Genomic DNA, 14,258 nt, shown 5'->3' with positions numbered 1-14,258 from the left:
GCGAAGCCAGGTCAAGCCTCCTGAGCCGGACGTCGCCGAAGTGGGCTGGACGTGGGTTGTCAGACATTGCCCGACTCGTCGACCGAAAACACGCAGGGTGGTCGGTGGGCGGGGCTACGTTGGTGTCGAGTAGCAGGTCGTCACACCCTGGTTAGGCTGGCCGAGTGTCTGAGCGAGAGCGATCCACCGGCCGAGGCGCGCACGGCACCTCGGGGTCCATGCAGGACCTGCGCGCGGTTCTTCGGATCGCCCCGTTCCGCACGTTGTGGATCGCTTTGGGCCTGTCCAGCCTGGGTGACTGGTTGGGTCTGCTCGCGCTCACGGCGATGGCCGGCCAGCTCGCCGAGGGCGACTACCGCGCGGAAAACTTCGCGATCGCCGGTGTCCTGCTGCTGCGCCTGCTGCCGGCCGTCATTGTCGGACCGCTCGGCGGCTACATCGCCGACCGGCTCGACCGGCGCTGGACGCTGGTCGTCGGTGACGTCATCCGGTTCGCGCTGTTCGCGTCGATCCCCGTCGTCGGCACCCTGTGGTGGCTGTTCGTCGCGACCGTCCTGATCGAAGCGGTCAGCCTCGTGTGGCTTCCGGCAAAGGACGCCGCCGTCCCCAACCTCGTACCCCGCGAACGACTCGCCGCCGCCAACCAGATCTCCCTTGCCACCACGTACGGTTCCGCCCTGCCGGCCGCACTGCTGTTCACGGTCCTGGCGCTGGTGAGCAGCTCACTGTCCGCGACGCTGGGAATCTTCACCGACTCGGTCGACCTCGCGTTGTACTTCAACGCAGCGACCTTCCTCGTCGGTGCCATCGTCGTCGCCCGGCTCCGGGAAGTGTCCGGCCGGCCGACGACGCACGAGGCCGAGGAGCAGCCGTCCGTCATCCGTGCCGTGGTCGAGGGCTGGCAGTTCGTCGCCAACAACCGGCTCATCCGCGGACTCGTCATCGGCGTCGTCGGCGCGTTCGCCGCCGCTGGCGTGGTCATCGGGCTCGGTCGTACCTATGTCTCCGACCTCGGCGGTGCCGAAGCCGGCTACGGCGTCCTGTTCGGTGCGCTCTTCCTCGGCCTCTCCGCCGGGATGGCGATCGGGCCGCGGCTGTTGCCGAGCCTGTCGCGGCGGCGGATGTTCGGCCTCTCCCTCACGGCGGCAGGCATCGCGCTCACGGCCGTCGCGGTGCTGCCCAACCTCGTGCTCGTGGCGTTCCTGACCGTGCTCCTCGGTCTGTTCGCCGGAATCAGTTGGATCAACGGCTACACCCTGCTCGGGCTGGAGGTCGAGGACTCGATTCGCGGGCGGACCTTCGCGTTCGTCCAGAGCCTCACCAAGATCGCGCTCGCCGCCGTACTCGCCGCCGCCCCGGCGATCGCCGGTTCGATCGGTGCCCATCGGGTGGAGTTGCCGGGCGGGGCCAGCCTGACCTACAACGGCGCGGCCATCACGTTCCTCCTCGCGGGCATCGCCGCCACCGTCATCGGCGTCGTGTCGTACCGACAGATGGACGACCGCGCCGGCGTCCCCCTCACACGCGAGGTCCGGGCGGTGTTCTCCGGCTACGACCGGGGCGTGTCCTCCGACGTCGGGCTCTTCATCGCGCTTGAGGGCGGCGAAGGCGGAGGCAAGTCGACCCAGGCGCGGCTGCTCGCCGACTGGCTGCAACCCCAGGGGTTCGGCGTCGTCGTGACGTACGAACCAGGCGCCACGGACGTCGGGCGTGACCTGCGCCAGCTGCTCCTGCACAGCGGCCACATCTCCGCGCGGGCCGAAGCGCTGCTCTATGCCGCCGACAAGGCCGAGCATGTCGACACGATGATCCGCCCGGCGCTGCAGGAGGGATCGGTCGTCATCACCGACCGGTACGTCGACACGATGCTCGCCTACCAGGGAGCCGGGCGGGACCTCAGCCAACAGCAGGTGCTGCGGCTCTGCCGCTGGGCCACCGAGGGCCTACGCCCACATCTGACCGTCCTGCTCGACGTGCCGCCCGAGGTGGGGCTGACCCGCGGCGACGGGCCGCCGGACCGGCTCGAACGCGAACCGCTGGAGTTCCATCAGCGCGCCCGCCAGCACTTCCTCGACCTCGCCGCACTCGACCCCGACCGGTACCTCGTCCTCGACGCGACCGCGCCACCCGACCAGATAGCGGCCCGGATCAGAGAACGGGTCGAGCCGCTGCTGGTCGATCTCCGCGTACGAGAGACCACCGGTTCGGCCACGGCCGAGGGCGCGGGCGTGCCCGAGGTGAGTGCGACAGCGGCCGGCGACGCGCGTACGACCGGTTCGAACGGCGGGTCCGCTGCAGATGGTGCACAACCCGAGGATGGCGCGCCGGCTGAGGGCGGTGCCCCCGCCCAGGATGGTGCGCCGGCCGAGGCCGGCGGAGAGGGTGGTACGGAGGGCGAGGGTTCGCCCGGCAAGCGCAACGACCTGCTTCGTACCCGCAGCCGGATCGCACAGGAACGCGCGTCGAGCGGCCGAGAGGCACAGACATGACCGAACCACGTGCGGTCACCCAACAGTCAGCCGGTCTAGCCTGCTCCGTGTCCGGGTCCGAGGATCCGCACTGCACCTTGGGCATGAAGCCGACGAAGGAGGTCCCATGAGCGGGCCGGTGCCCGAAGCAGACCCGCTGACCGACGCTGCCGACGTGGTGGCTGCCGGTGAGGGAGTGTGGGCCGACCTCGTGGGCCAGGAGCCGACGATCGCCGCGCTACGCGCCGCCACGCAGGCGGCCGCTGCCCGGATCGCCGGCCGTTCGGCGGATTCCGACACGGGCCGGGCTGGCTCGGCGGCGGGGATGTCACACGCGTGGCTCATCACCGGCCCGCCAGGATCCGGCCGGTCCAACGCCGCGCGGGCGTTCGCGGCAGCCCTTGAGTGTGAACGCCAGGGGTGCGGCGAGTGTTCTGCCTGTCGTACGGCCCTGGCTGGTACGCATCCCGACGTCACCCTGATCCGCACCGACCAGCTGTCGCTGCGGGTCGACGAGATCCGCGAGCTGGTCCGCAAGTCGGCGATGTCTCCGGTCGGGCGGCGTTGGCAGATCCTCGTCGTCGAGGATGCCGACCGGCTCACCGAACAGGCGGCCGACGCCCTGCTCAAGAGCCTCGAGGAGCCGGCCGCGCGTACCGTCTGGCTGCTGTGCGCCCCCACCGTCGAGGACGCCGTACCCACCATCCGCTCGCGGTGCCGGCTGCTCGTCCTGCGTACTCCTCCGACCGAGGCGGTCGCCGAGGTCCTGCGGCGTCGGTATGACGTCGACGCCGAGCTCGCCAGCTTTGCCGCCCGCGCCTCCCAGGGCCACATCGGCCGCGCCAGGGCGCTCGCCACCAAGCCGGAGGTTCGCGAACTCCGGGCCCAGGTCCTCGCCGTTCCCCGCCAACTCGGCGACCTCGCCGGCTGCATGAACGCGGCCGCGAGCCTGGTGCGGCTGGCCGCCGACGAGGCCCGTGCAGCGACCACCGAGCTCGACGCCGCCGAGAAGGCCGAGCTGGAACATGCGTACGGCATGTCCACAGGAAACCGCGGCGGGCGGGGCAGGTCGCGCCAGTTGCAGTCGGTGCAGAAGGAGCTGGACGACCAGCAGAAGGTACGCGCCAAACGGTTCCAGCGCGACTCGCTCGACCGGGCGCTGCTCGACCTCGTGGCGTACTACCGCGACGTCCTGGTCGTGGCGATGCAGGCCGGTGCCCCGCTCGTCAACGAGGAGTTGCGCGCCGAGATCGGGGCGCGCGCTGCCACGACGCCGCCGGAGGAGGTCCTCCGGCACATCGACGCGATCCTCGCGTGTCGAGAGGCGATCACGGCCAACGTCGCACCTCTCCTCGCCATGGAGTCGATGCTCATCTCCCTCCGGCAGAGTTCAAGCCGGCAGGGCCCGTAGGGTTGCCGGCAGACAGACCAGCCGACCAGGGCGACACATGCCATCGACCAAGGGCGACAATGCAGCCGACCAGGCAGCCGCCAGCCGCGGCAGAAGGGTGACGTGAGTGCGACGTACGCGGAGTGCAGGTGCCGTCGCGGCTCTGGTGGGCTTGATCGTCTACGCGCTGCTGGCAGGATGCGCCCTGGCACCGAAGGCGGCAGACGCCGGACGTGAAGGGTCAGCGGGCTCGGGCGCGGGACCCGTGGAGCCCACGGTTGCTCCCCGCGACGACCAGCCCGCGCCGGTGCCGTCGGGCGTACCCGCTGATCTGATGCGCTTCTACGAACAGCGGCTCGACTGGCAGTCGTGTGCTTCCGGCGAGTCGTTCGAGTGCGCGACGCTCGAAGTCCCACTCGACTACGCCGAGCCGGAGGGCGACTCGATCGAGTTGGCGGTCCTGCGGGTCCGAGCCCGGGACAACGACAACCGGCTCGGCTCCCTGGTCGTGAACCCCGGCGGCCCGGGCGGGTCGGGGATCGAGTACGCAGCGGCGGCGCCGTTCGTGATCAGCCGCCCCGTGCTCGACCGCTACGACATCGTGGGCTTCGATCCGCGCGGCGTCGGACAGAGCACGCCGGTCGACTGCGTGAGCGACAAGGAGATGGACACCTACCTCGCCGCTGACGGTTCGCCCGACACCGCCGCGGAGCAGCAGAACCTGCTCTCCATCGCCCGCCGCTTCGCCGCCGGGTGCGAGACCCGCAGTGGAGAACTCCTGCCGCACGTGTCGACCGTCGACGCCGCCCGCGACATGGACATCCTGCGCAGCGCCCTCGGCGACGAGGAGCTCACCTATCTCGGCAAGTCCTACGGCACGTTCCTCGGCGCGACCTACGCCGGGCTGTTCCCGTCGCGGGCCGGGCGGTTGGTGCTGGACGGCGCCATCGACCCCACGCTGACCGCACGCGACCTCGGGCTGGAGCAGGCCAAGGGGTTCGAGGTGGCGCTGCGTGCGTTCATCACCGACTGCGTACGCCGGTCCGGCTGTCCGCTCGGCACCACGACCGAAGAGGCCTACCGCACACTCGACGACTTGCTCGCCCGGACCGATCGGTCACCGTTGCCGACGGGGGAGTCCCGCCAGCTCACCCAGGCGCTCGCGACCACCGGGATCGTGATGCCGTTGTACGTGAAGGAGTACTGGCCCCGGCTGCGTACCGCCCTCGGCTCCGCCCTCGACGGCGACGGCAGCCGGCTCCTCGCGCTGGCAGACGAGTACGCCGAACGTGGGCCAGACGGTCGATACCGGTCCAACTCCGGCGAGGCGATCCTCGCGGTCAACTGCCTCGACCGGCCCGACCTGACATCCGTCGCGGAGGCCCGGGCCGAGGAGCCGGCGTTCGAGAAAGCGTCGCCCCGGTTTGGTTCGTTCATCCTGTGGGGCTCCCTGACCTGCGCCGAATGGCCCGTCAAGCCGACGGGCAAACCCGCGGCGATCAAGGCGACCGGGACCCGCCCCATCCTGGTGGTGGGCACGACCCGAGACCCGGCCACGCCGTACGAATGGTCCGAACGCCTGGCTGAGCAGCTCGACGTCGGCGTCCTGCTGAGCCGCGACGGCGACGGGCACACCGCGTACATGCAGGGCAACACCTGCATCGACCGGGCCGTGGAGACGTTCCTCCTCGACGGTAAGCCGCCCAGGAACGGCACCCACTGCCCGGCCTGACCAGGCGGCACGGCGGGGTGAATCCGTGATCACTTCGCCCGCCAGGTATGCTCAACGGCCGTGCCTTCGGGTGCAAGCCGCCTTAGCTCAGTCGGCCAGAGCGACGCACTCGTAATGCGTAGGTCGTGGGTTCGATTCCCACAGGCGGCTCCCACCATCAGCCCAGGTCAGACGGCCTAGACCTTCCCTAGTCACACGCGGTCGGCGTATCGCGTGGCATGGTTCGTGGCATAAGTGTGCTTCGACTGCGCGCCATGGCACGGACGAACGGTCGTCAGCGACGCCAGCGAGGGAACGTCGAGGAGCCCCCCAGCGGCGGCTACCGCGTGCGCGTCTACGCCGGTGTCGACCCAGTGACGAAGCGGCCGTACTACCTGCGCCGGACCATCGCCGCGGGTCACGGCGCAGCGAAGCGAGCCGAGAGGGAGCGCACCAAGCTGCTGGCACAGTTCGACGAACGAGTAACCCTCGGACCCGTGCGACAGTCAACCAGCTGCTGGACCGCTGGCTGGAGATGGTGGAGCTCGAGCCGACGACGCGTGCGGGCTACGTTGAGAAGATCGAGAAGCGCATCCGCCCAACGATTGGGAAAGTCGAGGTCGGCAAGCTCGACGCCGAGACGATCGACTCGCTCTACGCCCAGCTGCGCCGCTGCCGCGAGCACTGCCACGGCCGGAAGTACGTCGAGCACCGAACCAGCGGCCGGCACCAGTGCGCCGAGCGGTGCCGACCCCACACATGCACGCCGCTGTCGGCAGGCAGCATCCGAGTCGTGCACTCGACCCTCAGTGGCTCTCTGAAGCGCGCGGTCCGGTGGGGCACGCCGGATCTACACCAGCACCACGGACTTGACGGCCGGTGGGACCCCGTCGATCCAAGTTACAGGAGCCAAGGACGCTAACGGGGCGGTAGTAGTTCTGCCTACTGGAGTGAACGCGGTTGCCGTCTCGGTGACTGCGGTCCAACCCGCCGCAAGGGGCATCTTCGTTGGCTGGCCCACCGGTGAAGCACGACCGAATGCGACACTGCTCAGCTACAACGCCGAAGACAACAATGTAACCGGCACTGCGATCTTGCCGTTGGTGACCAGCGGAAAGATCAACATAAATTCCAGTGCCGTGTCTGGCCTGATTATCGATGTACAGGGCTATTACCAGACGTTGATCGATTTGGATACACCTGACCTCATCTACGCGACGGGCCCGAAGCTGACACGGGACCCGTATATCGATCCGTCGCCAGCCGATTTCAATGACATTGTCGAATATCAGATTCACCGGTCCACCAGTGCGACGTTCACTGCGTCAGCAGCGACACTGGTCGCGCCAGTCGTTAAGACCACTACCACCAATACGGACACCACCGCTGAACTCACACCTGCGGACTCGACGGATCCGTACGGACGGCTCTACTACTACCGGTTCGGTGAAGACGAAGGATGGTGGCCTCAGTGTGTCCAGGCCCGAGCCGTTACGGCTTCCGAAGGCGGGCCGGATCACCCGTGTTCTGCAGGGTGGCGATGACGTCGACGATGCCGAGGTCAACCAGAACAGGCCCGACACCGCCTACGGCGGCGGGCTCTCCATGCCCGTTGGCACTAACCTCGATAACGGTGTGAGCCGCGCCCTGCTCAAGTTCGATACATCACAGATTCCCGACGGCGCCACAGTCACAGATGCCGACATGACCCTCTGGGGTGAGAGTTACCTCGACTGGGGCGGCCCATCCGGTACATACGAGCTCCACAAGCTAACCCGGGATTTCGATGAGCCGACCGTCACCTGGAACAACGCCAACTCGACCACACCGGCAACATGGAGGTTCGCCTGAAGCGGGAGTACGCCGACAAGCGGATATTCCCCGCGATCGACATCGACGCGTCCAGCACACGTCGCGAAGAGATGCAGATGGGAGAGGAGGAACTCGGCATCGTCTGGAAGCTTCGCCGGGTGCTGGCTGGCCTCGAAGGCGTGCAGGCCCTGGATCTGCTGCTCAACCGGCTCAAGGACACCCGGAGCAACGCCGAGTTCCTCGTACAGATCAACAAGACGATGCCAGGCACCGCCGGGAGTTCCTGACCGCGCAACGGCGATTAGCAGATCCAGCGGGCCATGGCTTCATGACGGGTCGATAGGCACATTGTTCGCGATGTCGGTGGCCAAGCTGGTCGTCTTCGGTACTGCGCGGACCCCGGACTGGAAGATGATTGGGAGACGAGGACGAGGACGAACCCGCCGGAACGGTCGACAACGAGAGACAACGAGGGCCGCTGACCTGCGGCGACACCAACGCGCCGGGTCTGTGGGAGACCACACCAACCGTGCCATGGAGGGGCTCATCGGAACACCGCACCCCGCGGTCGGCTTTCGTGATCATGGACAGTGGGTCCGATCATTGATCCTATTTGAGATAGGCGAGTCCGTCGGTGGTGATGGTGGGCCGGCCGCTGGTGCCGACGACGACGATCTTGACGGTGTGCTTGGCGTTGCTGGTCCAGTACTTCGTCCAGATCGCGTTGCGGTACTTCGTGGTGGTCGACTTCAGGTCGATGGTCGCGACCTTGGTGCCATCGAGATAGACGTACGCCTGACCGGAGCCCGATGCCCGGGAGACGATCCAGGCCACGGATCGTCCCGTGAAGGTCCAGGTGAGGCTGGAGCCCTTCGTTGCGCTGGTGTACGACTTGCCGCCGAGGTAGTTCGAGGAGTACTTCGCCTTCCAGGTTCCGGACCGCACTGCCGAGCTCTCCTGCAGGATCACCGGGGTGGCGGAAACCGAGCCGGTGGTGGTGTTGCCGGCGTAGTCACTGGGCTTGAGTGTCCAGGTCGTGGCGGTGCCGGACTTCATCGTGCGATCGGTTCTCGTCACCGTCGGTCCATAGGTCGCCGTCACGGGTGCGGTAAGGGCGACCTGCTTGAGCACGGTGTTGTCGGTGGCCCGCCAGGCGAGCGCCATGGGGACGGCGCTGGTGTTGACGGTCCCCTTGCGGAGCAGCAGCTTCGGCGCCGTGCTGAACGTCGGCGGCGTGGTCTCCGCGACGACCGTCACAGCGGGCGTGGTGGCGGGCTTCCCGGACTGGTGCACCGCCCGCACGGCGAGTTTGCGGGTGCCGGGCGGAAGTGTGACCTGCGCGGATCGTGCGGACCGGGACGCCGTGGCCGCGACCGCGCCGTCGACCAGCACCTCGAACTTCGAGATCAACGACGACGGCGTGGTCGTGGTCCACCCGACCGTGACGTTGCCCTTGGTGTAGTAGGTCGTACCGGACTTTCCCGCACCGGACACGGACGTGACGGCAAGGCCCTGGACCGGCCCCGACGCCCACGTACGGATCGTGCTCACCTTGGGATACAGGTAGGCGGAGGGGCACTCGGTGGTGTTGAGGTTACGGTGGCCGACGACCCGGGTGAACGAGTAACTCGTGCCCTTGGTGAACGTCCGGTGGTAGTAGTTCACCTCGTTGTCACCAGCGGTGAGCATGACCGTGCTGCCGGGGTCGGCGCTGTACTGGCCGAGTTTCCACGCGGCGAGTCTGGCCGCCGAGGTGAGAGCCTTCGTGGTGGGAGAGGCGGTTCTGAAGTCTCCAAGGAAGGCGATACCGGTGGTCTCGGTGTTCCAGGCGTACGCCTGGGCACCCAGCACAGGCCGGTCCACGCCACCGGCGCGGCCCTCGAAGAGGGTCCCGCACTTGTCGACAAGGAACTGGTAACCGATGTCGTTCCAACCGCGACCGTTGACGTGGTACCGCTGGATGGCCTGGATGATCTCCGGGGAGTCCGCGCAGCTGTAGCTGTTGGAGTCGACCGTGTGGTGGATGACGACAGCTTTGACGCCGTTCGGCTGATAGGTCGGCGGGTCGTCGACGATCGACTCGTCGGCACCCCACTGCGCCCGCAGCGTGATCGGCGGCTTAGGCACCGTCGACGGTGGCGCCGTGGGGATCGTCGAGGTTGGTGTCGGAGTCGGCGTGGTCGTCGGTGTCTGTGTCGCCGTCGGTGTCTGTGTCGGCTCGCTGGTCGGTGTCGGCGTTGTCGTCGGCGTAGTCGTGGGCTCTGGTACGGCCGTCGGTTCCGTGGGTGCGGTTGGCGTGTCGGAAGGAGTGGGAGTGGCGGTGGCTGTCGGGTCTTCCACAACGAACGCGGCGGGCTTGATCCGGGCTCGCGTCGTAGGGGTGCCGTCGGTGTCCGTGGCGGCGGCGACACCGGTCGCGACCATGTCCAACCGGAGTCCCTTGGGCGGTTCCGACGTCGAACCCTCGGCCGAACGCACTCTGGCCTGCACGCCGTCGGACGGACCGACCCAGATCGGCTCTGTACCGCCACGAGTACCCGGGCGGCCGTCTCCGTGCCCGTCGTCGATATCCAAGTCGCGCCACGCGGACCATTCGCCGGAGCGTGCGTCGCGGGTGCGGACCTCCATGGTGCCGGTCACGTCCGTGCGAGGAGCGGCCCACGTTACGCCGAGCATGGTGAAATGCTCGACGTTCCGGCGCGGCAGCGACGCGTCGCCATCCGCATCTACGTTCAACGGGACGGACCGGAACCGACTGCTTCCCGACGAAACCGCCTGGCGGGCAGCACCATCACCGGCGACCGAGGCGATCCGATCACTCGATGCGTTGCTCTGCCCAACGTTCAGCGGTGTGCAACCCGCCACCGCCAATGCCCCCACTACCCCCGTCAGGCCAACTGCCGCCTTGAAGGCGGACCCCCACACCCGACGCACTCTCACGTGACGCCCTCTTATCCTGTTGTAAGAATTCTACGTTTTGAGCCCAAAGCCTGAGATGCCCGAATCGCCACCCTCCCGACGCCGATCCGGCCGGACCAGACGGTACTGCAGGGGCATTTCCGTCCGATGCCCACCCTCCGAAAGTGGCCAAACCGCGCGCTCCCCCCGATATCGCGGACGGACCTTTGCGCCGTAAATGCCCGTTTTCATCGGCTGGCCGCAGCCGCCCGGGCGGCGAGCTCGTGGTGTTTCGTCGCCTTCTGGTTGTCGGCTGGGGATGCGCTGGTGTGGACGGCCTCGGGCAGGTTGTAGAACTCCTCGAGCAGGGCGCGGGCGGTGTCGTTGTCGGTCGCCGCGCAGTCCCAGCGCACTTCGTCGTCGGTGGTGATCTCGTCGGCGAAGGAAGGCGCAGCAGGCGAGCGAGTGCACCCGTCCGCTGGTAGGCGGCCCGTCTCTCTCCGCGGACCGGTCAGCTCCGCCAGCCTGATCCGATCAGGCGACCCGATCGGCTCCCGTCGCCCGCTCAAATTCTCCTGGCACGACACCGGTCGCCCCGGCGGCTACCAGTACCCCCGTCTGGCCCGCTAACGCCAGCAGGTCGGTTCCCTACACCGGACGTGATCTCGCGCTGAGTCTTTGGTGATTGGCCACCACCTCCCGACGCGTGGCCAGTGGCCGGCAGCCGCGAAGTGCAACGTGGCGGAAGTCTGCGATCTCATGACAATGTCATCTGACCGTAAAGTAACATCCGCTCCGTCTACTTGGGCTTTGACCGTTTCCGGTCCGGCCCGGTCACGGTTTCGGGGTAGCGGTCCGTGATCGTCTCGCTGGCGGGGATAGGCGGGATCTGCCGGTTTTGTGGATGATTGCGCCCGGCGAAAACGTGCCGAGACGCTCGAATGCATGTTCATTCTTGGCAATCAGGTGTCATTGAGTCGATAGCGCTCCGCAGGGTGACGTTTCGCTACCTGTTGGGCGACCTGAGCTCTTAGCGCTGGATCTGGCGGTTCTGGTCGGGGGTGCGGTAGACCTTCGTCCGCCTTTCTCTTCTTTGACCGGGAGTTCACCGATGTCTGTCTCGCGTCGCCCTGTCCGAAACTCCCTTGTCACCGGCGGTATCGGCTGCTTTGTGTGGTTCCGCAGGCGGGCCTCGCGCCCAGGCGCTGGTCGGGTGGTGGCGCGGTGGGCTGGTCGGGCTGTGGTGCGGGTGGTTGTGCCGGTGACTGTGTTGGCTGTGGTGGCGGCGCTGGCGCAGCCGCCGCGGCAGCCGATCTCGTCGACGTCGGAGTCCACGCAGGCGTCGTCGTCGGCGTCGCAGGAGTCGTCGGGGCCGGCCGGTGAGGGTTTGTGGGGCAGGTTGGCGGCGTGGCTGGGCATCGACAGCCCCACCAGGGCGGCACCGGCGCGGCTGGTGGCGGAGGAGGGGCCGTCGCGTATTCCGGGTGCGGAGTCCGGGGTGCCGCGGCGTGAGGCGGCGCCGCCTGGTCGGCGGCGCCTGCGGCGGAGCGGGTGCGGGAGTTGACCGGCAGCCGGTCGGCGAATGCGAAGTTCTTCGAGCTATCGGATGGCCGGGTGCAGGCGGAGCTGTCAGCCTCGCCAATCCATTACCGAGACGGGGACGGCGACTGGCGGCCCATCGATACCGGTGTGCGGGGCTCGACAGCCCGGCCAGGGTTCGAGTTGGCAAACACGTCCAAGACAAGGGCGTTCTATGGAGGAGGCTGTTGATATTATGTCTCATCGCGCTGACCTATTGCGATGGAAAAGAAGGGCGGAGAGCGCTCGGTCCTCTCTGGAGAACGCCTTCGCAGAGCACGGCCACAGCCTCGTAGGCGACTGGTGCGATCTTGACAACTCGACTCAGCTCACTGCGAGCTGCGAAAGATTGGGCCCGTCCTCCAGCCGTCTCATCCAGCGGTGGCCGACGAAGGAGCAGTTCGTCCAGGTCACACGGTCGTGTGGGTCAGCAGGCCTCCCGACTCCACGTCTCCATGTCCTTGTCATGGATGCGCCGGACGCGGCGTGGATTCGTGTGCCGACCGACGCACTCTTGACTGACCTTGCGCCGGCCGCAGGCGAGTGGATGCGAGACGGATTCATCGTATTCGACTCTGGATCAGATTCCCTCCTTAGTGTTGACGTGGAGGAATGGAATGGCATTTCGGTAATTGAGACGACCCTAATCGGAGAAGGCTTTAGGAAGCTCCGTGATTGCTTCATGCAATATGGGCCATCGCCGCAAGAAGTTGTGGACCAATCTCGGAATCAGAGCTTCAGCGCTAGGAAAGCTGGGGGCGGGGCGTCAGATCGTGGTGGCTAGTCGGGTCGTGGTTACCAGGAGCCAAACAATGAATGATGTACTCGAATCTCAGATGCTGGGATCGGGCTGGTTCAGTGGGCGGCGAGTCAGTACGGAGTCGATCCTTCTGGCCCTCAGCTCCGCTGGCTATTTTCCGTGGGAGAAGTTGGATCTGTTCCTGCAGGAGTTCTCAGGGCTTCGTTTCAAGAGCCGCGATACACGGAGGTCGTTGTGGATTGATGCGGCTCGGGCTGCGACGGAATCGGACCCCGAATGGTGTCGGGAGTACGAGCGGCTAGTCGGTTCGCGATTGGTGCCCGTAGGTGGCTATTCCCACATGACAATTTACCTGTCGCAAGATGGTTTTCTTTATGGGGGATTCGATCATGAATTCGGGCGTCTTGGGGCGAATCTTAAAGAAGTAGTGGATAGGTTGCTAAACAAAACTCCGCCGTTTAGGTTGGATATGAGAGTTCCTGAGTAAGTCAATCGAGATATTCTAATGCGGCGGGACGAGACGGGGTCGTCGACAGCCTTGGCCTCCAACCAGCGCACCGTGGCCAAGAGCGTTGCCAACCTCTGCGCTTATGGCTGGCGGCGCAGCAACGGCGCCTTGGCAGCCATGCCGTAGCGGGCCAACTCCGCCACCCGCCGGTGCGGCACCACACCCACGTCCAGCTCGCCCAGCCCCAGGCCGGCAACCTCGGCGACCTGGATGGGCGCGGATGGGCGCTGCTTGTGGTGATCATGGTCCCAAACTCGGCTCGATTCGCCAGGGAGGCGACTCGTAAGCCACTACGGCGATGTGCTCGACTCGTGGATACAGGTGCTCGACGTCGGGGCACCCGAGCGCTCCCCGAGTACGCGAGGCGTTCGGCGACACCGGCCATGTCGCGCCATTCCCTCCAGCGCTTCCGCCGCGGTGGCGCCACGTGGCATGGTTCGTGGCATGAACTGCCGACGATCATCGTCGTCTGGTGTGGCTGGTGATGGAGCAGGTGGGGGCACAGTCGCAGGCAGATGGTGTGGTGGACGTTGGCGGCGGTTCTCGTAATGCGTAGGTCGTGGGGTTCGATTCCCACAGGCGGCTCACTCAAAAGCCATGGTCAGAGGCGGTTGTGGCGCCTCCCGGCCGCTACGTCTGCTTTGCACGCTCGCCCAAAGCAGCCATACGAGCAGCCAAGCTGTTGGACGCCAGCGTCCGGCGGGTGACGGGTTAGCTATCGAGTGTGGTCCACAAGGGGCGCGATGTTGGGCGGCCGGAATCCGGGAGGCTTCGCCACCTTGCCATCCCGAACCACGGGGCGGCCGTCGTCACCTAGCTTCGTCATATTCGCCCCATGCACCTCCGCTACTGCCGCGTCGAGGTCGAGACCGTACGTCAGCGCTGTGCCATAGGCGACGTACACCACGTCAGCAAGCTCGTGCAGGATTGCCGCCAGGTCTCCTGAGGCGACCGCCTCGTCTAGTTCGCGAACCTCTTCGGCGAGAAGCCGCTTCCTAAGTTCCGCAAGGTCTGGGTCGACCGTCGTGGGCTGAGCTGCGATGGACAGCTCGAACGCTTCGTGAAACTCGCGTACAAGCGCAACCGGCGAGTTACTCATGCCGCTGACCATAGTCCAATTGCGGCGCGTCCCG

At 66.8% G+C, this 14,258-nt stretch carries 10 protein-coding genes, 1 tRNA gene and 1 pseudogene; 9 read left to right on the top strand and 3 right to left on the bottom strand.

The window, feature by feature from the left end; genetic code table 11:
- Positions 1-164 precede the first annotated feature (164 nt).
- The 7 genes and pseudogenes from tmk to ABNF93_RS01595 all read left to right on the top strand — a co-directional run.
- Positions 165-2,489, top strand: coding sequence for a dTMP kinase (gene tmk, locus ABNF93_RS01625; RefSeq protein WP_349325675.1), 2,325 nt, complete (start codon positions 165-167; stop codon positions 2,487-2,489).
- 106 nt (positions 2,490-2,595) lie between these two features.
- Positions 2,596-3,879 carry a DNA polymerase III subunit delta' gene (locus tag ABNF93_RS01620; RefSeq protein ID WP_349325674.1) on the top strand — a complete coding sequence of 428 codons (1,284 nt, stop codon included), beginning with the start codon at positions 2,596-2,598 and terminating at the stop codon, positions 3,877-3,879.
- 106 nt (positions 3,880-3,985) lie between these two features.
- A complete protein-coding gene (locus ABNF93_RS01615) occupies positions 3,986-5,590 on the top strand; it encodes an alpha/beta hydrolase (RefSeq protein WP_349325673.1) in 1,605 nt (534 codons plus the stop codon).
- A gap of 76 nt (positions 5,591-5,666) precedes the next feature.
- A tRNA-Thr gene (locus ABNF93_RS01610) sits at positions 5,667-5,740 on the top strand.
- A 58-nt stretch (positions 5,741-5,798) separates the two neighbouring features.
- Positions 5,799-6,491, top strand: a complete 693-nt coding sequence (locus tag ABNF93_RS01605; RefSeq protein WP_349325969.1) for a tyrosine-type recombinase/integrase — start codon at positions 5,799-5,801, stop codon at positions 6,489-6,491.
- A 350-nt stretch (positions 6,492-6,841) separates the two neighbouring features.
- Positions 6,842-7,420 (top strand): DNRLRE domain-containing protein, encoded by a 579-nt coding sequence (locus tag ABNF93_RS01600; protein WP_349325672.1) that lies wholly within the window; start codon positions 6,842-6,844, stop codon positions 7,418-7,420.
- Positions 7,396-7,668: pseudogene (locus ABNF93_RS01595) on the top strand (transcription termination factor Rho); the annotation flags it as partial. The gene ABNF93_RS01600 and the pseudogene ABNF93_RS01595, both read left to right, overlap by 25 nt.
- Before the next feature lie 322 nt (positions 7,669-7,990).
- On the opposite strand, the gene ABNF93_RS01590 reads toward ABNF93_RS01595, so the two are convergent.
- Together ABNF93_RS01590 and ABNF93_RS01585 are read right to left on the bottom strand one after the other, a co-directional pair.
- Positions 7,991-10,246, bottom strand: coding sequence for a peptidoglycan recognition protein family protein (locus tag ABNF93_RS01590; protein WP_502877523.1), 2,256 nt, complete (start codon positions 10,244-10,246; stop codon positions 7,991-7,993).
- Positions 10,247-10,527: 281 nt separating this feature from the next.
- Complete coding sequence (locus ABNF93_RS01585; RefSeq protein WP_349325670.1) at positions 10,528-10,848, bottom strand: hypothetical protein; 321 nt, start codon at positions 10,846-10,848, stop codon at positions 10,528-10,530.
- A gap of 692 nt (positions 10,849-11,540) precedes the next feature.
- Here ABNF93_RS01585 and ABNF93_RS01580 point away from each other — a divergent pair.
- Positions 11,541-11,843: a hypothetical protein gene (locus ABNF93_RS01580; RefSeq protein WP_349325669.1), complete on the top strand. Its 303-nt coding sequence runs from the start codon at positions 11,541-11,543 to the stop codon at positions 11,841-11,843.
- 703 nt (positions 11,844-12,546) lie between these two features.
- Positions 12,547-13,104: an SUKH-3 domain-containing protein gene (locus tag ABNF93_RS34790; RefSeq protein ID WP_502877522.1), complete on the top strand. Its 558-nt coding sequence runs from the start codon at positions 12,547-12,549 to the stop codon at positions 13,102-13,104.
- Between the two features lie 736 nt (positions 13,105-13,840).
- On the opposite strand, the gene ABNF93_RS01575 is transcribed toward ABNF93_RS34790, so the two are convergent.
- A complete protein-coding gene (locus ABNF93_RS01575) occupies positions 13,841-14,224 on the bottom strand; it encodes a pyrophosphohydrolase domain-containing protein (protein ID WP_349325668.1) in 384 nt (127 codons plus the stop codon).
- Positions 14,225-14,258 lie beyond the last annotated feature (34 nt).

Origin of the sequence: Actinopolymorpha sp. B9G3 (assembly GCF_040120725.1) — a bacterium.
Lineage (GTDB): Bacteria > Actinomycetota > Actinomycetes > Propionibacteriales > Actinopolymorphaceae > Thermasporomyces.
The sequence above is the reverse complement of the archived record's forward strand: the minus strand, read 5'-3'. Positions and strand labels throughout refer to the sequence as shown.